At 52.3% G+C, this 21,094-nt stretch carries 19 protein-coding genes; 8 read left to right on the forward strand and 11 right to left on the reverse strand.

All coding sequences use genetic code 11. The features are described from left to right. Positions 1 to 26 precede the first annotated feature (26 nt). Entirely contained in the window at positions 27 to 914 is an 888-nt protein-coding gene (locus AC2TAD_RS00095; protein ID WP_480865407.1) for a hypothetical protein, read from the reverse strand. Between the two features lie 152 nt (positions 915 to 1,066). On the opposite strand from AC2TAD_RS00095, the gene AC2TAD_RS00100 reads away from it, so the two are divergent. Further along, positions 1,067 to 1,378, forward strand: a complete 312-nt coding sequence (locus AC2TAD_RS00100) for a DMT family transporter (RefSeq protein ID WP_209196907.1) — start codon at positions 1,067 to 1,069, stop codon at positions 1,376 to 1,378. A gap of 2 nt (positions 1,379 to 1,380) precedes the next feature. Here the strand turns inward: AC2TAD_RS00100 and tpiA are convergent, their stop codons facing one another. Next, positions 1,381 to 2,130, reverse strand: coding sequence for a triose-phosphate isomerase (gene tpiA, locus AC2TAD_RS00105; protein WP_480865409.1), 750 nt, complete (start codon positions 2,128 to 2,130; stop codon positions 1,381 to 1,383). 123 nt (positions 2,131 to 2,253) lie between these two features. On the opposite strand from tpiA, the gene AC2TAD_RS00110 reads away from it, so the two are divergent. Then, positions 2,254 to 3,168: an isopenicillin N synthase family dioxygenase gene (locus tag AC2TAD_RS00110; RefSeq protein ID WP_480865411.1), complete on the forward strand. Its 915-nt coding sequence runs from the start codon at positions 2,254 to 2,256 to the stop codon at positions 3,166 to 3,168. Here the strand turns inward: AC2TAD_RS00110 and AC2TAD_RS00115 are convergent. After that, complete coding sequence (locus tag AC2TAD_RS00115) at positions 3,165 to 3,530, reverse strand: HesB/IscA family protein (RefSeq protein ID WP_170354037.1); 366 nt, start codon at positions 3,528 to 3,530, stop codon at positions 3,165 to 3,167. The genes AC2TAD_RS00110 and AC2TAD_RS00115 overlap by 4 nt on opposite strands. Positions 3,531 to 3,720: 190 nt before the next feature. Between AC2TAD_RS00115 and AC2TAD_RS00120 the strand changes: the two genes are divergently transcribed. Continuing rightward, positions 3,721 to 4,047: a hypothetical protein gene (locus AC2TAD_RS00120; protein ID WP_480865414.1), complete on the forward strand. Its 327-nt coding sequence runs from the start codon at positions 3,721 to 3,723 to the stop codon at positions 4,045 to 4,047. 50 nt (positions 4,048 to 4,097) lie between these two features. Here AC2TAD_RS00120 and AC2TAD_RS00125 read toward each other — a convergent pair whose 3' ends face one another. The 3 genes from AC2TAD_RS00125 to AC2TAD_RS00135 all read right to left on the reverse strand — a co-directional run bounded on the left by AC2TAD_RS00125 (position 4,098) and on the right by AC2TAD_RS00135 (position 5,723). Then, entirely contained in the window at positions 4,098 to 4,460 is a 363-nt protein-coding gene (locus AC2TAD_RS00125) for an SUF system Fe-S cluster assembly protein (protein WP_170354039.1), read from the reverse strand. Positions 4,461 to 4,554: 94 nt separating this feature from the next. Next, positions 4,555 to 4,833: an NfeD family protein gene (locus AC2TAD_RS00130; protein WP_170354040.1), complete on the reverse strand. Its 279-nt coding sequence runs from the start codon at positions 4,831 to 4,833 to the stop codon at positions 4,555 to 4,557. After that, a complete protein-coding gene (locus AC2TAD_RS00135; protein WP_170751003.1) occupies positions 4,833 to 5,723 on the reverse strand; it encodes an SPFH domain-containing protein in 891 nt (296 codons plus the stop codon). Before AC2TAD_RS00135 ends, AC2TAD_RS00130 begins: the two co-directional genes overlap by 1 nt. A 176-nt stretch (positions 5,724 to 5,899) precedes the next feature. Here AC2TAD_RS00135 and AC2TAD_RS00140 point away from each other — a divergent pair, with 176 nt between their 5' ends. The 5 genes from AC2TAD_RS00140 (at position 5,900) to AC2TAD_RS00160 (ending at position 13,660) form a co-directional block, all read left to right on the forward strand. Beyond that, complete coding sequence (locus AC2TAD_RS00140) at positions 5,900 to 6,811, forward strand: nucleoside hydrolase (RefSeq protein ID WP_480865417.1); 912 nt, start codon at positions 5,900 to 5,902, stop codon at positions 6,809 to 6,811. Between the two features lie 63 nt (positions 6,812 to 6,874). Continuing rightward, positions 6,875 to 8,005 (forward strand): tRNA guanosine(34) transglycosylase Tgt, encoded by a 1,131-nt coding sequence (gene tgt / locus AC2TAD_RS00145; RefSeq protein WP_480865419.1) that lies wholly within the window; start codon positions 6,875 to 6,877, stop codon positions 8,003 to 8,005. Between the two features lie 211 nt (positions 8,006 to 8,216). Further along, complete coding sequence (lon, locus tag AC2TAD_RS00150; RefSeq protein ID WP_480865421.1) at positions 8,217 to 10,625, forward strand: endopeptidase La; 2,409 nt, start codon at positions 8,217 to 8,219, stop codon at positions 10,623 to 10,625. Between the two features lie 597 nt (positions 10,626 to 11,222). After that, complete coding sequence (locus AC2TAD_RS00155; protein ID WP_170751011.1) at positions 11,223 to 12,677, forward strand: hypothetical protein; 1,455 nt, start codon at positions 11,223 to 11,225, stop codon at positions 12,675 to 12,677. A gap of 437 nt (positions 12,678 to 13,114) precedes the next feature. Then, the gene (locus AC2TAD_RS00160; protein ID WP_170751013.1) at positions 13,115 to 13,660 is read left to right on the forward strand and encodes a hypothetical protein; all 546 of its coding nucleotides are present in this window, start codon (positions 13,115 to 13,117) and stop codon (positions 13,658 to 13,660) included. Between the two features lie 230 nt (positions 13,661 to 13,890). Here the strand turns inward: AC2TAD_RS00160 and AC2TAD_RS00165 are convergent, their stop codons facing one another. From AC2TAD_RS00165 to AC2TAD_RS00185, 5 genes are all read right to left on the reverse strand, one after another. Beyond that, on the reverse strand, positions 13,891 to 15,675 hold the full coding sequence (locus tag AC2TAD_RS00165; protein WP_170751015.1) for a Na/Pi cotransporter family protein: 1,785 nt from the start codon (positions 15,673 to 15,675) through the stop codon (positions 13,891 to 13,893). Between the two features lie 328 nt (positions 15,676 to 16,003). Continuing rightward, positions 16,004 to 17,443, reverse strand: coding sequence for an arylsulfatase (locus tag AC2TAD_RS00170; RefSeq protein WP_170354048.1), 1,440 nt, complete (start codon positions 17,441 to 17,443; stop codon positions 16,004 to 16,006). A 43-nt stretch (positions 17,444 to 17,486) separates the two neighbouring features. Beyond that, positions 17,487 to 18,308 (reverse strand): hypothetical protein, encoded by an 822-nt coding sequence (locus tag AC2TAD_RS00175; protein WP_170354049.1) that lies wholly within the window; start codon positions 18,306 to 18,308, stop codon positions 17,487 to 17,489. Positions 18,309 to 18,591: 283 nt separating this feature from the next. After that, complete coding sequence (locus tag AC2TAD_RS00180) at positions 18,592 to 19,692, reverse strand: alpha/beta hydrolase (RefSeq protein WP_170751018.1); 1,101 nt, start codon at positions 19,690 to 19,692, stop codon at positions 18,592 to 18,594. A gap of 78 nt (positions 19,693 to 19,770) precedes the next feature. Beyond that, entirely contained in the window at positions 19,771 to 20,802 is a 1,032-nt protein-coding gene (locus AC2TAD_RS00185; RefSeq protein ID WP_170724319.1) for an AraC family transcriptional regulator, read from the reverse strand. Positions 20,803 to 21,094: the final 292 nt, after the last annotated feature.

The following is a 21,094-nucleotide window of genomic DNA, read 5'->3' on the forward strand; positions in this document are numbered from 1 at the left end:
GACCCTCTTGGGCCCGGCCTTTCTTCTTACGTGCTGTATTTCTGTAGATATGTCTCAACCCAGCCAATGCTGCCAAAGCCACGGCGGCGCTTCGTTCCCCATTCCCCGACATTCTGCCCCGCCAGCTCAAGCGCTTTCGGGTTTCCTTTGAAGATAACGATTTTAGGGCGTTTTGGCAGGTTGCGGTACTTTCGGAAAATCAGATTGAACGGCCAATAGGGGACCAGGTGTATTATCCCGATACACCAATCCTTCGGGTAGCACCGACGCCGCCACGCCCGCCCTGAGATATAGTCCTGATCATTCTTGTAAGCCTTCAGGTCGCGGGCCGCGTCAAAGTCATCATACAAGTGGAACTGCTTCCTGGGTATAAATCCGACCACAGAAGAAGTCCCACGTGTGACCAGGTTCATAAGCCCCGGAACACGATCCCAGAACGCTGCGGGTATCGCACGCCACACAAAGGCGCGAAACTTAGGCATAAGGTAAAGCCCGCCGCGTTCACGTACGCTGAGCAACAGGGGCGTGAGTTCACCGGTTACTAAGAGATCGAGGTCAAGGAACAGCGCTGTTTCGTAGCCTTGCACAATCCGTCTGTCGAACATAAGCAATTTGGGCCATTTACCGTGAACCCATTCCGACTGATCCAATTGGGGAAAGGACAGGGCGCGCGTCTTGATGGCGGGATCAAGCCCGGTGGTGTCATCTGTGATGCAAATGACGTCATGGTCTACGGGCAAATGATCGCGGACAGCCGCGAACAGCATGTTGACATCATGCGCACTGAACGGCGTACCCCATTTCATGCACGGAACACAGGCTTTGCCAGAGGTTTCCGTCAGCAGGTTTCCATCCGTTTTGTTACGGCCACCGCGCGACTTCAAGTTCGCGGTGTAAAAATGCGATTTCTGCATCTTTAGAGGCGGGATGTGACGGTCAGGCTACAGTTTTGTGAAAGAAATGCTCTTGAATGAGGGATTTTTAGTGCCCAGATTGAGGGCCGAGGACGACCTCATCTAAACCTGTGTATCGTTCGGGACGACTCGAAGATATGAGAGGTGTCCCAATGCCTTGGATTTTTCTTCTGTTCGCCGGTGTTCTCGAGATTGGCTGGGCTGTTGCCATGAAGCAATCTGCCGGTTTCACCCGTCTTTGGCCAACCGCCATTATGGGTGTTTCCATGGTCGCATCGTTCGGACTTTTGGCTTTGGCAATGCGTGATCTGCCACTTGGCACAGCCTACACGATTTGGACCGGAATTGGGGCCATCGGTGCTTTTGCCGTTGGCGTTGTCTTTCTGGGCGAGGCCGTGACAGCCCCGCGCCTTATCGCAGCCGCCCTGATTGTGGCCGGTTTGGTTACCATGAAACTGGCGTAGTCTCAGGCGTTCTGCAATGCGTCGATAATGCCGGAAAAGTCGTTAGCCTTAAGGCTGGCGCCACCAACCAAGGCACCATCCACGTTGGATACGGCAAAGATATCCGCCGCATTGCCGGGCTTGACTGACCCGCCGTAAAGCAACCGGACGGACCGCCCCACGCCTTCGCCAAACCGCCGTTCCAGACGCGCACGGATAAAGTCGTGGACTTCTCCGATTTCGTCCAATGTGGGAACTTTTCCCGTGCCGATGGCCCAAATGGGTTCATAGGCTACGATCAGGTTCTCGCCGGTGGATTGGTCCGGGATCGAGCCCGACATCTGGCCGCCAATGATGTCCAGCGTGTTGGCCGCTTCGCGCTGTTCAAGGCTTTCACCGACGCAGATGATGGCCTTTAGGCCAGCATCCATAACGGCACGCGCTTTGGCGCGAACATCTTCGTTCTGTTCGGCGTGATCTTCGCGCCGTTCAGAGTGGCCAAGGATCACCATTGATGCCCCGGCATCCATCAGCATCTGGGCGCTTATGTCGCCAGTATGGGCGCCGGATGACGCGGTATGACAGTCCTGACCGCCGATCATGATCCCGGCTTCACCGACCGTTTGCGCGGCACGGTGTATCAGCGTTGCGGGTGGACAAATCAGCACATCAACTGATGGGGAAGGGTAGGTCCTTGACAGCGCCTCCAACTCGGCTAAATCCGCAGCCGTTCCGTTCATCTTCCAATTCCCTGCCGCAAGCTTGCGCCGCATCATAGGATCCCCCATTTAAGCTATTGTTTGCACATCGGATAGCACCGTGCGGACACACTGACAATTCTGGTTGCGGATTAGCTGCCAAAACGGCACAACTCCCGCGCAATTTCCGAGGCCCTCATGATCAACAACCTGGACCTAGAAAAACTGGACCGACGCGAGCCCGATGAGTTGGCCCGCCTGCTGCACGCAATCGGTGAGGTGGGTTTCCTGACTGTGTCCAATACAGGCTTGGATGCATCACGGTGCACGTCGGTCATTGAAGCCTATCGAAAGTTCTTTCACTTACCCGAGGCCCAGAAAGCGCGCGTTGATATGGCTAAGACTGGGGCAAACCGAGGGTGGGGCGCTTCACAATCCGAACAGGTCGACCCGAATGCCAACCCCGACTTCAAAGAGGTTTTTGACTGCGGATACGAACTACCAGCAGGAAACCTCTATGCAGCCAAGGACCTGAGCGTTTATGCGCCGAACCAATGGCCCGAGGCGCCGGCCGGCTTCCAAGATACCATCCAGCCCTACTACACCGACGCCAGTGCAGTCGCGATGCGCGTTCTAAGGGCAATCGCTGTGGCCCTGGGTCGAGATGCAGCCAGCTTCGACAGCGCATTTGAAACGCCCATGGCCTTGCTGCGCGGCAATTACTACCCTCAGCGCCCCGCTTGGGCAGGGCATCAGGATTTTGGAATCGGCGCACACACTGACTATGGGTGTCTGACACTGTTGGCGACAGATGGTACCGCTGGGCTAGAGGTTCAAATGCCTGATGGAAAATGGGAACCGGCCGAAGCCCGACCCGGAACCTTCATTATCAACTTTGGTGAAATGCTGGAATTCTGGACCGACGGTCGGGTCAAAGCCACGTTGCACCGGGTGGTAGGAGGGTCTGAAGAACGGATCTCGGTGCCGCTGTTCTTCAATCCGTCCTACGACACAAATGTTGCTCCGCCGAATTCAGACAAGGTTATTCGTGCCGGAGAACACCTGACGACGCGGTTCAACGAAACCTATGTTCACCTGAAAGAAGCGTCTTAACGCTGGGCCGAGAGCGTTTCGTCAAACTTGATCGACTCGCCGCAACCGCAGGCATCGACAACGTTAGGGTTGCGGAACTTGAAGCCGGATTCCAGCAGCGAAACCTCATAGTCGATCTCGGTTCCGAACAGAAACATCTGTGCCATAGGGGCGATCATCACCCGTGCGCCATCCTGTTCTACGACCTCGTCATTGGCATCGGCTTCGTCCACGTAGTCCATGGTGTATTCCATGCCTGCGCAGCCACCTTTCTTGACACCGATGCGCAGCCCGGCATGTCCACCTGATTTCATCAGGCTCACAATCTGGGTCGCAGCTTTCGGTGTGATCGTCACCGCTTGTTTCCCGGGAATGCCGAACATGTTGGTCTCCGTTATCGCGCGTTATCTTCAATTTAGTGCTTAGGCGAAACAGTCTCAAGACATAGCAGCCGTGCTTACCTAACTTTTCCAGTAAGGTTGCCGTCAGACGGAACCCAAGCTTGCGTTCAGACAATGGGTCGGCCTAGCCTGCGAACAGGGTATGGCAGTGGATAATGAAAGGTGCATGGACATGCATAAACTCTCCAAGGTGTTGAAGGCGGGCCTGTTTATCTCGATTGCAATAGTGGTCGCAGGCGTTGCATCCGCAGCTGTGGACGGCAAGCGGCACCCGGTAAACTGTGCGACGGCCGAAGGCGACTTACGCGCCATCGCAGCAGAAAAGAAACATGCACAGGACCAGCAAGTTGAAAGTGTCGTGTCGATATTGCCCGCAGGTGCGTTGTTGGGGCTGGTGACCGGGACGGAGAAGAAGCGGCTATCAATGCTTTCAGGCGACTACGTCAAAGCGCTGGACGAAAGGGCCGCCGAGATCAGAACAACCTGCGACGTCAAATAAAAAACCGCCCGGTCAGACGGGCGGTTTTTCGGCAAGATATCAGATCGTGCTTACATGAAGCCCAGCTCTAAACGGGCTTCGTCTGACATCATCTCCATTCCCCAGGGGGGTTCCCAAGTTAGTTCGACATCGACTTCCTTGACGCCCGCAACCGGCTCGACGGCTTCGACGATCCAGCCGGGCATTTCGCCTGCTACCGGGCAACCCGGTGCAGTCAGGGTCATGATCACTTTCACCGCGTTCTCGCCGGAAATGTCGATGGTATAGATCAAACCCAGATCATAGATGTTAACTGGAATTTCAGGGTCATAGACTGACCGGCAGGCCTCGACCACTGCGTCATACAGGGGGTGCTCAATTGTCGAAGGCGCAATCAATGGCGTGCCTTCAAACTGTTCGCTGGGGTGAGTCATTCGTGCCTCGGGTCTGTTTCCTGAGCTTTTATATAGGGAAAGCTATGGGCAGCGTCCAGAGGTGGCGTGGTGCCCAAAGCGGGCACCAGTGGGTTCATTCGTTGATGTCGTGCCGAAAGGTCTTCACTTGACCGTGGGGCAGGGCGAACATCCGTCGCAGAACCAGCCATGCTATCAGCGACAATGCAGCAAAGATCAGCAGCAGAACCGGCAGGGACGGCGCCACACCTGGGATGATCAGCAACAACCCAGTGATTGCCGCGCCGATTGCGAAGCCCAGAAAGATGAATCCCGGCAGCACAATCTCGAGGATGCCGAGGGCCAATGCCCCCGCCAACCAAATCCACCATGTCAGCCAGAACGGGTCTGCCATTACTTGCCTCCCTTCAGCATCTTAAAGGCATCGCCAAATGCTTCCAATGCATTTGCAGGCACAACGATTGTCTGCGAACCATTGCCAGCGCCCAGCGCGTTCAGCGCTTCGACCTGTTTCAACGCCACCTGGTATTGCGCAGCCTCGATACCATTGTCCTGAATGGCCTTGGCCACAACACCGGTTGCATACGCTTCGGCTTCAGCTTCAATACGACGAGCTTTGGCGGTTTGCTCGGCCGCATACAGCTCGGCGTCGGCGTTCAATTCGACAGCGCGTTTTTGCCCCTCGGCCTCGGTGACCTGTGCCCGACGGGCGCGTTCGGCGTTCAACTGCTGCAACATCGCATCGCGCGTCGCCTGATCCAGATTCACATCCAGAATCTCGGCACGGGTCACCTCGATGCCCCAGTCATCTACGGCAGTTTCCACACTTTCCTGAATGCGGTTGATCAACTGTGCACGGTTCGACTGAACCTCATCCAGGTCCATTTTGCCGATCTCGGCCCGGACGATCCCAGCCACAGTGGTGGCAATCGCACCATCTACATCGCGGATGCGGTAGACGGTCTTTTCAGGCTCAAGAATGCGGTAAAAGACCGAGGTGTCGATTTGCACCAACACGTTGTCCTTAGTAATCGCGTCTTGCGTCGCATTGGGCAATTGGCGTTCCAGAATGGATATCTTGTGACGTGCAACATCAAGAAACGGAACAATAAAGTTGATACCCGGTCCAAGGACCGAATGCAGGCGGCCAAAGCGTTCAATCACGTATTTTTCCGACTGAGGCACGATTTTAATGCCTTTGAAGATAACAACGACAATCAGAACGGCGCCAAGAACGAAAATGATGTTCGACGAAAGCAATCCTATAATCTGGTCTTCGGTCATATCTGTCCTCTCATTATTGTGTACTATAGTATACATTAGGGGATTGACTTGCCCAATTTCAAGTCAGGTATGGCGGGTATAGGATTAGATTCAAATCTATGAACGTTCGGATGTAAGGGGGAAATTTCCGAATGTGGCCGCTTTGCATCCCTTGGTGATTGCGCTATCGGACGTGCATGAAACTTATTATCGACACCGATCCCGGCATCGACGACGCCATGGCCATATCTTATGCGGCGGCGGCCTCGGAAATTGATCTATTGGGGCTGACCACCGTTTTCGGCAACACGCATGTTCACCAATCCAGCCGAAATGCGCGTTACCTTTTGCATCGACTGGCTGTAGAAGCACCGGTCGCCGAAGGTGCGCCTTTCGCGCTGGGTAGGACCGATCACGCGCCATCCGAGCGTGTTCATGGTCCCGAAGGCTTTGGTGACTTAACGGATATTCCAGAGGTAGGGACAAACCATTCGCTGGACGCCGCCGCATTCCTTGTGGAAATGGCGAAAGCGCATCGTGGTGAATTGGTGGTCTGTGCCGTGGGACCGCTGACCAACATCGCTGCGGCAATGCGCTTGGACCCCGAGTTTTCAGGCAACATCAAGCGGTTGGTCATTATGGGTGGGGCCGTGTTTTGCCCAGGTAACATTACCGAACACGCCGAGGCTAACATTTACCACGACGCTGCAGCAGCGGATGAGGTGTTCTCTTCGCCTCCGGATACTGTTCTGGTCGGCTTAGATGTCACGCTTAAAACCCTTTACGAAACCGCCGATTTCGAAGCGTTGGCGAGACAATCTACGGATATTGGCGGGTTCTTGCGGGATATCTCTCGGTTCTATCTCAATTTCTACAAGGAAATTGGGGGTCTTGAGGGGTGTGGGCTCCACGACTCCACGGCTGTGATCGCCTGTACGCATGATGGGATGTTCGACATGGTTGACACCGGGGTGAAAGTTACCACAACTGGCTCTGAAATCGGTGCCACGCGCCCCGACCCCTCTCGCCCGCCAATCCGAGTTTGCCGCGATGTGGATGGGGCAGGGGTTGTGCAGCTGTTCACCGAGCGCGTCGCCTCTCTTCCTTGACGGGTTGCATTGGGCGCGCGGATCGGGCAAACGCTGCCCGGTTCAGCGACCCCGAGGCACCGAATGACCGAACGTTTCTCTTTTGACCTGAAGGCCACCGATGGCAAAGCCAGAACCGGAGTAATCCACACTCCGCGTGGTGAAGTGCGTACTCCGGCCTTCATGCCGGTCGGAACGGCGGCGACGGTCAAGGCGATGATGCCGGAAAGCGTACGTGCGACGGGTGCGGACATTCTGCTGGGCAACACCTATCACCTGATGTTGCGTCCCACCGCCGAGCGGATCGACCGCTTGGGCGGATTGCATAAATTCATGAATTGGGATCGTCCGATTTTGACGGATTCGGGCGGCTTTCAGGTCATGTCGCTTGCCGGGTTGCGCAAGTTGACCGAAAAGGGTGTGACGTTCAAATCGCATATTGACGGCTCCAAGCACGAGTTGACGCCGGAACGGTCGATGGAGATTCAGCGGCTTTTGGGCTCGGATATTGTTATGTGCTTTGACGAATGCCCTGCGTTGCCTGCTGACCGAGACCGGATTGCCTCGTCCATGCGGCTGTCGATGCGATGGGCGCAGAGATCCCGTGATGCCTTTGGCGACCGTCCGGGCCATGCGCTGTTCGGCATTCAGCAAGGCGGGCTAGAGCAGGATTTTCGCGAAGAATCTGCCGAAGCGTTGAAGGAAATCGGCTTTGAAGGTTACGCCGTCGGTGGACTGGCTGTAGGTGAAGGGCAAGAGGCCATGTTCGATGTGCTGGACTTTGCGCCGGATATGCTGCCAGTCGACAAGCCGCGCTACCTCATGGGCGTCGGCAAACCCGATGATATCGTAGGCGCGGTTGCACGCGGTATTGACATGATGGACTGTGTTCTACCCTCGCGTTCCGGCCGAACAGGGCAGGTGTTTACGCGGTATGGTGTGGTGAACATCAAAAACGCCCGTCACGCCGACGATCCGCGACCGCTGGACGAGCAATGCAAATGCCCGGCTTGCTCGAATTATTCCCGCGCGTATCTTCACCACGTGTTCCGTTCGAACGAGATGATCTCGGGGATGCTGCTAACGTGGCACAATCTGCATTATTTCCAGGATATCATGCAGGGAATGCGCGACGCCATTGCAACTGGAACATTCGAGGCATGGCAGGCCGAGTTCCACGCGCAGCGCGCTCAGGGCGATATTGAACCGATTTGATGCCGCACATTGAGTCAGTTGTGTTAAAATCGGTGGATATTCCGGCGCGGTGCCTTGCAGTCCGAAAAACCTCGGGTCATTCTGGATCACGACATACGGCGATGAGGTTGAAATGGGGTATTTGAACCCCACCTTAATCGTCCAAACAGGAGACGGTCGGGCGTTGCCTTAATAGGGACCAGTACCGTCTTGCCAATGATAAGGATTGAGCATGCAAGAGCCTCTGAATTCCTCATACCCGGTGCTTCCGCTGCGCGATATTGTGGTTTTTCCACATATGATCGTGCCGCTGTTCGTGGGTCGGGAAAAATCTGTTCGCGCACTGGAAGAAGTGATGCAGGACGACAAGCAGATTTTGCTGTCCAGCCAGATTGACCCAGGTGACGATGATCCCTCGATTGATGGGATTTACCGGTCGGGTGTGCTGGCCAATGTTTTGCAACTACTTAAACTGCCCGACGGCACCGTGAAAGTGCTGGTCGAAGGTCAGGCGCGGGTGCAGATCACCGAATTTTTGGAAAACGAAGATTTCTTCGAAGCTCGTGCCGAATATCTGACCGAGATTCCCGGTGACGTGACGACGACCGAGGCGCTGCTGCGCACCGTCGCGGATGAGTTCGAGCGTTACGCCAAAGTCCGCAAGAACATCCCCGAAGAAGCGCTGACCTCCGTTGGTGAAACCACCGAGCCTGCCAAGCTGGCCGACCTAGTTTCGGGCCATCTGGGCATTGAGGTCGAGCAAAAGCAGGAACTGCTTGAGACGCTCTCGGTTAGTGAGCGGCTGGAAAAGGTCTATGGCCTCATGCAGGGCGAGATGTCGGTTCTTCAGGTCGAGAAAAAGATCAAGACCCGCGTCAAATCTCAGATGGAGAAAACGCAGCGCGAATACTACCTGAATGAGCAGATGAAAGCCATTCAGAAGGAACTTGGCGATGGCGAGGACGGCAGCAATGAAGTTGCCGAACTGGAAGAGAAAATCGCCGAGACCAAGCTGTCGAAAGAAGCGCGCGAAAAGGCCGAAGGTGAGCTGAAGAAGCTCAAGAACATGTCGCCCATGTCGGCCGAAGCCACCGTTGTGCGCAACTATCTGGACTGGATTCTGGCACTGCCGTGGGGCACCAAATCCCGCGTCAAAAAAGATCTGGGTCGCGCGCAGGACATTCTGGATGCCGATCACTACGGCCTTGAAAAGGTCAAGGAACGGATCGTCGAGTACCTTGCGGTTCAGCAGCGTTCGAAAAAGCTGAAGGGCCCGATCTTGTGCCTTGTTGGCCCTCCGGGTGTGGGTAAAACGTCTTTGGGTAAGTCGGTCGCCAAAGCCACGGGGCGCGAGTTCATTCGCATCTCGTTGGGCGGTGTGCGCGACGAATCCGAAATCCGCGGCCACCGTCGGACCTATATCGGGTCGATGCCCGGTAAGATCATTCAGGCTTTGAAAAAGGCGAAAACCACTAACCCGCTGATCTTGCTCGATGAGATCGACAAGATGGGGCAGGATTTCCGTGGCGACCCGGCTTCGGCCATGCTTGAAGTGTTGGACCCGGAACAGAACAGCACGTTCATGGACCACTATCTTGAGGTCGAATATGACCTGTCCAACGTGATGTTCCTGACCACGTCGAACAGTTACAACATGCCTGGGCCTCTGCTGGATCGGATGGAGATCATTCCACTGGCTGGCTATACCGAGGAAGAGAAATCCGAGATCGCCAAGCAGCACCTGATCAGCAAGCAGGTCAAGAACCACGGCCTGAAGGCTAAGGAATTTGAGCTGACCGATGACGCGCTGCAATCCATTATCCGCACCTATACCCGCGAGGCAGGCGTGCGGAATCTGGAACGCGAGATCGCCAAGGTTGCCCGGAAGTCGCTGACCAAGATCATCAAGAAAGAGGCTGAATCCGTTACGGTGACGCCAGACAATCTGGATGACTTCCTAGGTGTACCCAAGTTCCGATACGGCTTGGCCGAACAGGATGATCAGGTCGGTGTTGTCACTGGTCTGGCATGGACCTCTGTTGGCGGCGATTTGTTGCACATCGAGGCGCTGAAACTGCCGGGTAAAGGTCGGATGAAGACCACTGGTAAGTTGGGCGATGTGATGAAGGAATCCATCGATGCAGCCTCGTCCTATGTGCGGTCAATCTCACCGCAGATCGGTGTTAAGCCGCCGAAGTTTGACACACTGGATATCCATGTCCACGTGCCGGATGGGGCGACGCCAAAGGATGGGCCTTCGGCAGGTCTGGCGATGGTCACATCGATCGTTTCCGTGCTGACGGGTATTCCGGTGCGCAAGGACATCGCCATGACCGGCGAAGTTTCGTTGCGCGGTAATGCGATGCCGATTGGTGGTTTGAAGGAGAAACTGCTGGCAGCTCTGCGTGGTGGCATCAAAACGGTTCTGATCCCCGAGGAAAACGAAAAGGATCTGGCCGATATTCCGGATAACGTGAAGGAAGGGCTAGAGATCATCCCGGTCTCGCATGTCTCGGAAGTGCTGAAACAGGCTTTGGTCAGCGAACCAGAGCCGATTGAGTGGGACGAAGCGGCCGAGGAAGCCGCTGCCGCTGCGGCTAAGGCTTCTGATAATTCGGCGGCTTCTGCAACGACACACTAAATTGAGAGTGCTGTGGAAAGGGCGGAGTGAAAACTCCGCCCTTTTTCTATTCGGATTACCAAAGCCCTGGGGCCTTTTGATGAATCGCTAAAAGGAAAAAATGGTGGGTGATAAGAGATTTGAACTCCTGACATCTTCGATATGTAATCGCCTATCAAGACCTAGTAGTTAGGGAAGCCCATACCCAATAACATCAAAGGGTTATGTCTGTCACAACTTGACCCTCCATACATCCAATACTAGATGTTGTGGTACATAAACCCACACAGGACAATTTGCCTTCCTTGAGATGAGTCAAAAGGAAAAAGGTCAGCGAAACCAAAACTCAACACCTCTTTTTTTGTGGAAAGCCGACACTGACTAGCGGACGTTTGGTTGCGAAGATGGTTGATGAAGATCAGCCTGAAACTGGTGTCCGCACACTTCTATCGTGATCTTCAACAAAGTTAGTTGGTAAGCCTTCAACATTTAGGACAGTCTCGCCCTCTCAACGACATGCACGCTAGTCGGGTGTACACAGCAATTGTGGTCTGATTGGCGTTGCTCGAGTAACGGCTATGGCATTCAGTTTTCCAGACGTTTGGTGCCTGAAAAAGTGTGTGTTCGGATATTGAGCCTATAAAGGAGGAAGTTTCCCTAAATCTTTCCTCTCTTTTTGAAACCGCCCAATACGGAAAATGTATGCGCAAAACAAACAACGACGTAACACGTCTACTTCGACACACATTCAACAAAGCCCGGTTTGCTTCGTTAGATCGGTCTACGGTAACCGAAGCATCGAAGAACTTTGTATCCGAGTTGATAAACCGAACTATTGCTTACGAAGCACAATACCACCCCCGAAAACGTGCCAGACGACAGAACGACTTGGACAACTTCAAATTGGCAGTTGGAGCGTTGGCTGCCGATCTAATCAAGCACAGCGCGAATGAGGCCGCCAAAGGCTACATGTATCGACCATCCGACAAAGACGAACTTGCACAGACCTTGGTGAGTAGTGATGCCTTTATCAAGCTTCGAACCTACTGGATGGGAATGGGGCTGATGGAAGAAACTGGCTTTGTGCATTTCCGAGCTTCGATTGACGACAGTGACCAAAACACAACGTACAAAAAAGCGCGGAGGTTCAGAGCCACACCAGCTCTGTTGGAACTGGCCCAGAGCTACCAACTCACAGCGGCCAACGTCACCGAGCACTTTGAACGCTGTCACAGTCACGCCAGTGTCTTGCAGGTACGCAGTACCAAAGACGGCGACTACAATTTCCCAAAAGGTGGCAAGCTCATCAAGCAGAGTGGCCCCAGATTTCAGGAGCGCAGAACCGAAGTAGAGACCCTGAACAGGTATCTCGCCCGTCACAAGTTTAACCTATCAGATCAACCAATGTTGCGACGTATCTTCAATTGCGGTGACCGGAAAGGGTTCGACTTCAATCTCGGGGGCCGTTTCTATTGTGCCTCTGACGACGATTGGATGCAGATGCCGAAGGAAAAACGGAAAGCCATTATGATTGATGGTGAACCAACGTGTGAAATTGATGTTTCTTCCAGTCAGCTATCCATTCTGTACGCAATCCAAGGTGAGACCCTCGCCTATGATCCCGATCCTTATCAGATCGACGGGATATCGAGAGAGGTCACAAAACGGATCATTGTCGCCTCTATCGGGCGGGGGAAACCCCCATCCCGCTGGCCGAGGTCTTTCAACGACGACTTCATTTCCGAACATGGCTACCACCCTAGGGATCGGTACAAGCTGAAGGACGTGGTTTCGTCGATCTTGGCCCGACACCCGGTTTTGTCCAGTCTCGAACCCGAAAAACTGGATTGGGCTATTTTGCAGTTTGAAGAAGCAGAGTGTTTTCTAAAAGCAATGCAGTGCCTCTATGAGTTGCAAGACATACCGTCCCTTCCGGTTCATGACAGTCTGATCGTGAAGCAACGGGATCATGAATTGGCGTCAACTGTGCTGAAGGATGAGTATAAAGAACGGTTGGGCTTCATCCCTCAAGTGAAGATGACCTTGGACAGTGGTTTTGCCATGGCCGCCTAAGGGCTATTTGAGGCTACCTTATGTAGTCCACTAGGTAAGGTACTTTATTGGGAGGGGGTACTATCCCCCTTATTGCAAGTCATCCGACACGTTGTCCTATAAGAAGTATCTTAGGCATTACTCTGAAGCGTAAGGACAGAAATGCTGTCACTGAGAACTTCGGGTTGCCTGAGCGTGTCTGGGACCTGAGCCCATCGGAATGACTAAAAAGCGGACGAAACTGACATCGCTTCAGCCGAACAAGCGTTCTCCGCCTAAGTGCTCTAGACTAATCGTTCGATATATGGCGCAATTCTGATGCTCAAGAACTTCGGTCTTTGGTGACACTGACTGACATACATCTTTGAAACTGCTAAGCGGTGTGACAACGTTTTGCTATACTGCAAAACTGTGTGCTACTTTGCAGGCTTCAACCATGAATTTTATTAGGAGAAGACATGCTAACTAAACTTCTTGTTTCTGCATTTTTCTTGATTATGCCTGCGTTCAGTTTTGCTCAAACAGCTGAGCGCAGCGTGACCATCGAAGCCGATGCGACAGTTAAGTCGGTTGACCCGGACACTCGGCTTATAGTGCTGCAAAACTCAGAGACAGGCGAAGAAGAGACCATTGTTGCAGGAGCGGAAGTCGTAAACTTCGACCAAATTGAAGAAGGCGACAAGGTCAAAGCGGTTTACACACTGGGGGTAGCTGCAAACATGGCATTCCCTGGCGAGGTCGACAGTATGGTTGAATTGGAAGGCCGGGCGGCAGAGGGATCAACACCGGGCGTAGCCGCTGGAACGATGGTCACGTTAATTCTGACTTTTGTTTCCTTCGACGCCGCGAATTCAATAGCCACTGTGACGGACAGCAGCGGCACAGAACAAATGATCGAGGTTGAAACAGAAGTTGGTCGTGAGTTTGTTGAGCAACTTAGCCAGGGAGACAGAGTAGCTCTGAGCTTCACGGAAGGTCTTGCTGTGGGAATTGTCGAAGAATAGGTGTCCGCAGCGCAGCCTCATCAGGCGTACGTCTTGAGATTGTTATATCGCCACCGTTGGAACAACTTGTCCAACCGCTTCAAGCGCCCCAACGAAGCCCACAGTTTTATCGTTGTGGCCGTTGTGGGGGCACGTTTGGTACAGTCGTTCCATGCGGAAATATGCAAAACAAGAATTCGTGTGGACAACAAATAACTTCGCCGCATTGCCGAAATTGACCTATTAACCAATTATGCCGCCTCTGCGGCGATTTCGACTGGTAACTGTGTCTTCGCGACCCGTTTTGTCAGTGTGTACATGTGGCGCAACTGCTCAATAAAAGTCATCAGTAGTCGAACACGCTCCAAGTACCGGGGTTCGTCGATGTTTAGTCGCTTGGCGTGCCTTTCGAATAGCTGGTCGGAAAGGGTTCTAATATCGTCTTTGAGCAAGAGCACTTCTTGGGCAGAGCGTTCGTCACTATTCCCCACAGCCTGGACTGCGAGTTCAAGACTTTCTCTCACACAAGTCCAAAGACCCTGCACCATATCTCGCGTTGTTTCACTACTTTCGGAAAAATCGCCATCGATGAAGATTTTGAGCAACCCAACCATATCCGCCTCAACGATGTCAGCTGCGCTCTCGATATTCATAATCGCGGCGACAAGTTGCTGATGGGTATCGCTCTCGCTTTCCGTGAGTGAATTTTGTCGTATTCGACCAAGATACTTCATGATTTCTGAACTTAGAATGTCCACTTCGTCGTCACGCTTTGCGACCGCATCCAACGCTCCTCTTTCGTAGCGTTGAGCCCCTTCACCCAACGCGTCCATCATTTCCAAGGCGATATGTCCGGCCCGCTCAATCTCTCTTCTGGCGTTTTCAAGTGCGATCGTGGGCGCTTCCAGCGCCGCGTCATCGAGGAATTCGGACTTAATGATTTTATCCATTGGCTCAGGTCGATCTGGGACCAGTCTTTCCGCGAGGCGCGCGAAGGCCGTTGTGAAACCAATAAATATCATAGTGTTGAGGACATTGAACATGGTGTTGGCATTTGCGATCTGCCGAGGAACCTCCGCCGCAAGTTTGTCTTTTCCAACCAGACCTTCCGCAGCGGCGGGCGAAACACTTACGGCTATGTCCGCAAGAATGCTCAGAAACGGAAGCCAAATTATGACGCCTGCAATATTGAACAAGACATGGACAACAGATGCGCGAACCGCTTCGACTGGCTTGCCAAGTGCCGCAAGCAAAGCGGTGACACAGGTCCCGATATTGGCTCCTAAGGCCAAAACTATCCCGGCCTGAAGAGACAGCAAACCTTCGCTTGCCATCGCAATTGCAATACCAACAGTGGCAGCGGAGGATTGAACCAACCCAGTGAATAGTGCTCCCGCCAGAATGCCAAAAAGCGGACGTTCCATGCTAGCAAGGATTTCCAGAAAGGGTTCATAGCTGCGCAAAGGCTTCATACCCTCACTCATCAGACCCATTCCGTAGAACACCAAACCGAGGCCCATTATCATCATACCCATGTATTTGGGGCGCTCATTTTTGCTGCCAAAAGTCATAAAAAAACCTAGTGCAACTGCAATAAGGGAATACGTAGAGAGGTTGAAAGCCAGCAGCTGCGCCGTGACAGTGCTGCCGATATTTGCTCCCATGATTACGCCGACGGATTGCGCCAATGTCATGACACCGGCGGTAACAAACCCCACGACCAACACTGTCGTAACAGAAGAAGAATTCAGTACACCGGTAACAAATGCACCGGTGGCGGCGCCCGTGAATCGATTCACTGTCAACTTCTGAAGAACATCGCGCAGGGTGTTTCCTGCGGCCTTTTTTAAGCCCTCAGACAAAAGATCCAATCCAGCTAAAAAGAGCGCCAAGCCGCCAAAAAGTCCCATCCCCAATTGGAGCCAATCTACTTGCTGCTCTGTTGTTTCTGTGGGCTGTGCATAGGCTGCATTGAAACTCAAGAAAGCGAAACTGATAAAAAGATATGGCAGCAAACGAACTATCGTTTTCGGCATGGGTCACCCTCCCGTTTTCATCCGAACTGCATAGACAGGATTTAAAGTTAGCAAACTGAAGCTGGATACCTTTCTCGCCTGCTTTCCGAATCCATAAACAACAGATTGGTCCTTGGTAGATAAAGTTGCAGGAATTCGGTCAGATTCCGAATAAACGTCGGCAGTCTGACGCAATATGCGTTTTGGACCTACTTTGTTCCAGACACGTCGACGGATTAAGTAATTTCCGCGCATTGCGAACAGCTTAGCAGACCTTCAAGCGAAGCAGAATCGCGCGGCATCAAGGGAACGAAGAGTTTGTGAAGAAAGTTCAACAGAACACATTTGCTTATTCAGCGGGGATGTATGGATCCTTAGTGCCAGGCTTAATTGGAGGCTCTTTTTGAAGTGAGATTGCGTGCTGAGTAAGTTGTTTCAGAGCTGCCTGCGGTACCCAAGTCTCAGGAAACAAGACATTCTGTGTCTCACCGGGGTCTTTATAGAGATTGTAGATCCGCGGCACGCCGTAACTTACGGTACCTGTCAGAATGTTCTGCTGCTCTTTGAGGTGTACTTTCCAGTTCCGCCATTTCACGCCCCAAACGTCGTTACCCATATAAACAATTACGCCTTCCCGATTTGATTTCTCCTTATTTCCAAGGAAAAACTCGGTCTGGTCGATACCATCTATTATCCGGTCGTCTGGAACTGAGCCGCTCGCTATATTGGCGAATGTGGGGAATAAATCCATTTCATGAATAATTTCGTCACTGGTTACACCAGCCGGAATTTTGCCTGGCCAACGCACTGCGAACGGCACTCTCAAGCTGCCCTCGAACCCGGTGAATAGCGAGCCGCGCCAAGGACCTGCATTGCCCGGTATGAAATATTCAACGGAGGGAGTATTTGATCCTTCAGGCAAGATTTCAGGACCATTGTCGGCCGTGAAAATAAAGATCGTGTTGTCTCGTATTCCGAGATCGTCAATCGCGTCTAATAGCATACCATTGTAAGCATCGATCTGTGCCAGCACATCTGCAAATCTACCGTTGCCGGTAGAGCCCGCAAAATCCGGATGGGGAATGAGGGGGTAGTGTGTCATTGTGTAAGGCAGGTAGAGGAAAAAAGGCGTTTCAGATGCGGCGTGACGAGCCATAAAGTCGATCGCGCGCCTAGTTAACTCACCGTCGATCAATGCCCGCTGCTCAAGATCATAGTCCAAAACCTGCTGCGGTGTTGAACCTCGAATGCCTTCATAAATGTGGGTTCCGGCAACACCGCTTTCGGAAAACCCATCAAGGATGGACCAAGGTGTTTCGTCGCTTGAGTTTGGGATTCCGTACCACTCCTCAAAACCCTGATCAGTAGGAAATCGACCTTCTGTATGACCAAGGTGCCACTTGCCGAACATGCCAGTTGCATACCCCGCATCAGACAGCATTTCGGCCATGGTAACTTCCCACTGCACCAAGCCATATACGCCCCCTCCTAAAGGGATTGTACCATTGCCGGTCCGAACAGCGTAGCGACCGGTCATTATCGCTGCGCGTGATGGTGTGCATTGAGACTCGACGTTGAAGTTTGTGAGTCTCAAACCTTCAGCAGCCAATTGGTCTAGACGTGGAGTCGCTGCACCACGCGTTATTCCGCCGCCATTAAATCCAGGCTCGCCCCAACCGAAGTTGTCCATGAACACCAAAACAATGTTGGGTTTCTCGGACGCGTAAGCCGCCGTGCCGAACAGAGTCGTGACTGCAACTGCAAATGCTATGAATGTTCGACCCATCATCTTGCTCTCCAAAACGAAATTTGAGTAATGCAGGGGCTCAGGATCAGAATATATATTTGACCCCGCCCTCGAAGTTCCAATCCAGTGGTTCGTCTGGTCCCAAGCCGACACCAGGGCGGCCGTAAAGAGTGACGCCGGATTTCCACGTGTATCCAACCTCCGCATCGAAAACACCGCCCTGGGTATCGTTTTCCCAATCCACAATGTATTGAGGATTCAAGAGCATATAGAGCTGCTGCTCAGGCCATTGCTTTAGGAAAAAGACATCAAATCGGGTCTCATTGACATCGTCGCCGACGTTTGATCCCACATTAAAAGCATGCTGTATGCCGGGGAAGAGCCCGGAACTCTTAATGCCGAACGGATTGAAGAACGCGTAAAATAACTGCGGACCCAATACAACGTCATCGTCGCCGAGGATGTCCTCTGACGCGGTGGGCAACCATACCTCTAATCCGTATGCGAAAGCTTGCCGAGTCTCGGGATTCAGATAGGGAACGGTCAAGACGCGAAAGTTGATATCCCCAAGGCCCGCCTCATCAAAAAAAAAGCCGGGGCCAGTAACATCAACTGATCGATGAGGAATTTTTATCCGAAACTGCCATTTACCTTTGGCGAACGGCGTTCGGTATTCAAACGTAGTAACGTTTCCCGTGTTTCCGCCTCCTAAATCTTGATATTCATGATAAAGGCGGACGTCTTTCTGAAAATTAATCGGGTTTGTTCCGGTTTTGTCATCTTTAGAACGGAATTTTTCGTCGGAAGCTTGTTCTGCTTCTGAAGCTTCTTGTGCCAGAGCAGGATTGATTGTCTGCAATGCGGTTAGGCAAACAGAAAACGCTAGGGACAAAAAATAATATTTCATGACGCACTCCGAATTCCATTGGGTTCGCCACTTTCTGAAGTGGCGATCAGGAAGACTTGTAGCGGTTACGCTACTATCCTTGGTCTTAGGAAGTCGTTGCCATTTCACGACAAAATTTGCGGCACTACCAATGCAGCTTTCGCGGTTTCACATGCTAAAGTGAAGAAAACTGGCCACGCAAATTGAATATTGAGTCAAACTCTGTGGAAAGGACTACAGGCATACTCAGAAGTGAAAATGAGAAAGCTAGCGAAACAGCTTATTGAACCGCGGCAATTGGGGATCATCTTCGCGGTTCTTGGATAAGCAGAGACGGAAGGCTCACAGCCTCGCTGCCTGCGACCTCTCCGAGAGAATTAGTCTCCTTCAAGCCTCGGCCAATAAGTTGAACAACCTTAGGCGACTCAGCAAATTTTCCGTGGCTCTTCGTTCCAACGTCGTCGACTTCGCTGAGATCAATTACTGAAACACCAAGGTCTTCCAATTGCTCAATGTTTGCTTGCCCAAGTCGTGTTTGTCGTCCAGCAATTAAGCTTGAAAGCTTCAACGCGTAGTCGGCCTTCGAAGTAAGGATGTATACGTCATCTACGACTTCGGGGATCAATTGCAATTGAGCACGAAACAGGTCGAGATCGATGTCCGGTGAAGCCAGAATAATGTTCTTCAGTCGGTTCTTACGATCAAAATGGCCAGTTGTCGTTGCGTAGACAATGCCTTCCATTATGGCAAAGCTGCCCATGGACCATGCTAAGATATCAACCCTGTTCGCATTGCTGCGCGTCAGCAAATCTGCGGCAGTCACCATTTGAACTCTAGATTGAAGTGCACTGTTAAGGTCGTAAACATATCGTGTGGCGCTAGCGTAAGATGCCCAGGAAAAAAGTACCGGAACGCCTTCGAAACCTGAGTCTTGCACGAATTGGGTTAACCTAAGTGTCGCGTCGCTCAGGGTCATATTATACCCGTGTACGAAACCTAAGATCGTTCGATCTTCTGGAGATCTTCTTTCCAATTCTCTATTCATACTTGATAGGAACTTACCGTCGGTTTCATACACCACAGGTTCAATTACAGTGAAGTTCTTGCGCGGGTCTGGTGGATTTGTTTTCGATCTCTCTATCTTTGAGGTCGTGTGGTTAGGGGGCACGGTTACAACGACTGACGAAAGGCCGAGTTGCCCTGATCGTTGACGAGAATATAGTTCAGCTTCAACGCCACTTCGAGCTCTGGATGTCATGATGAAAACTTTATGGCTTGTTATACCCGGCACCTGGGATGGCGACACATCCGGATTTTCAATGCCAATAAGATCCGGCGGACGCGTACAACTTAGTAGTGCAAGGCACAAAACTAGGGAGAACAATGCTTGCCGAAGTATGCCCATCAAAAAGCGCGCTCCCTGTTAGTAAATGAGACCTCCACATTCGGTCAGGAAAGTTCCGCAAGATTTTGCAAGCTGGGTCTACATCAATCGTGCTGACGCGGTTATTTCAGATCTGTATTTGCTTGGTGAAACTTCGAATACTCGTGTAAACGCGCGTGTGAAATGTGAAGTGGCGGAGTAACCAAGCTCGTTGCCAATGATCGCCACTGTCGCCTCACTTCCTCGTAAAAGCTCACATGCCCTTTGCATTCGAACTCGCTCCAATAAATCTCGGAATCCGATACCGTGTGCCTCAAGCCTACGTTGCAAGGTGCGAGGGCCCATTGCCAAAGCGCGGGCGGTTTCCTCAAGACCGCTCTTTCCATCCGGCAAGTGTATCTTGATCAGGTGAGCGACCGACCCAATAAAATCTAGCGGCAAATCTTCACCCAAATGCTTTAGGTCGGCGAGGGAAACCAGTGCATCGCCATTGGAGGCTTGAATGGCCCGTGCTTCTTCGAATTGATCCCGGTCCAAAACGAACGCAAAGCTGTCCGAACAAAAATGCACAGGCGCTTCGAATGTATCTTCATAGTCTTGCTCCCAAGGTCCACTTGAACACGCTAATTTTATGCTCTTCGGGCACCATTCAGGACCAAGATAGGCTCGAATAACGGCCTCAAGAATACGCAGGGTCATATCACCTGCTTGGCGAAAACCAACAATAGACTGGAAAAGGTTCTGATAACCTATAGTGCACTCATTTTCTGAGTACTGTACTGAGATTTCACTCCCACTTTCGTAATACGGTAGCCCGGTTTTAAACTTAGCGATCGCACCTTTCAGCGTTTTTGCGGAAAGGACAAAATCTGCCATTGCACCGTATTCGCTCAGTTCTATTCCTTCAGTAGCCTTAAGGCCAAAAGATCGAATGCCTGTTACTTCAGCGGCGTTTCGGTACAGCCCGATAATGTCTTTCATGGGGATGACAGCGTCACGGTCGTCCAAAATTTCGTAAGGAAGAATCTGCCGATCTAACGTGCGGCGCAGCGCTTCTTCTCCACCCCAAGCTAGAATTAACTCAGGTAGCCCATTTAAATCGCTAACGCGCCCAAACGTCATTTCACTCATAACTAAATATCATGGCTGCGGGAGCCTTATGTCAACTTGGCGTAGATTCAGCGCTTTCCTCTAGCTTCGAGACGGAACGCCGCCGCGCTGTGAGAAAACACGCGGCTTGATGACCATTGCAAAGCAAAGTTTTGCAATCGATCAAGCCATTGCCGGGATTTTGTCGTGAAATGGTAACGCCGTTCCTCAGAAAGATAGAGCAAGCGAAACTTGATCATCATAACATCGGCATGAGGCTACGATCTACCATTCCAGAAGCGGTGGACGGCGACAAAGCGTATTTGCTCAATGG

The organism is Ruegeria sp. HKCCD7628, assembly GCF_057221005.1.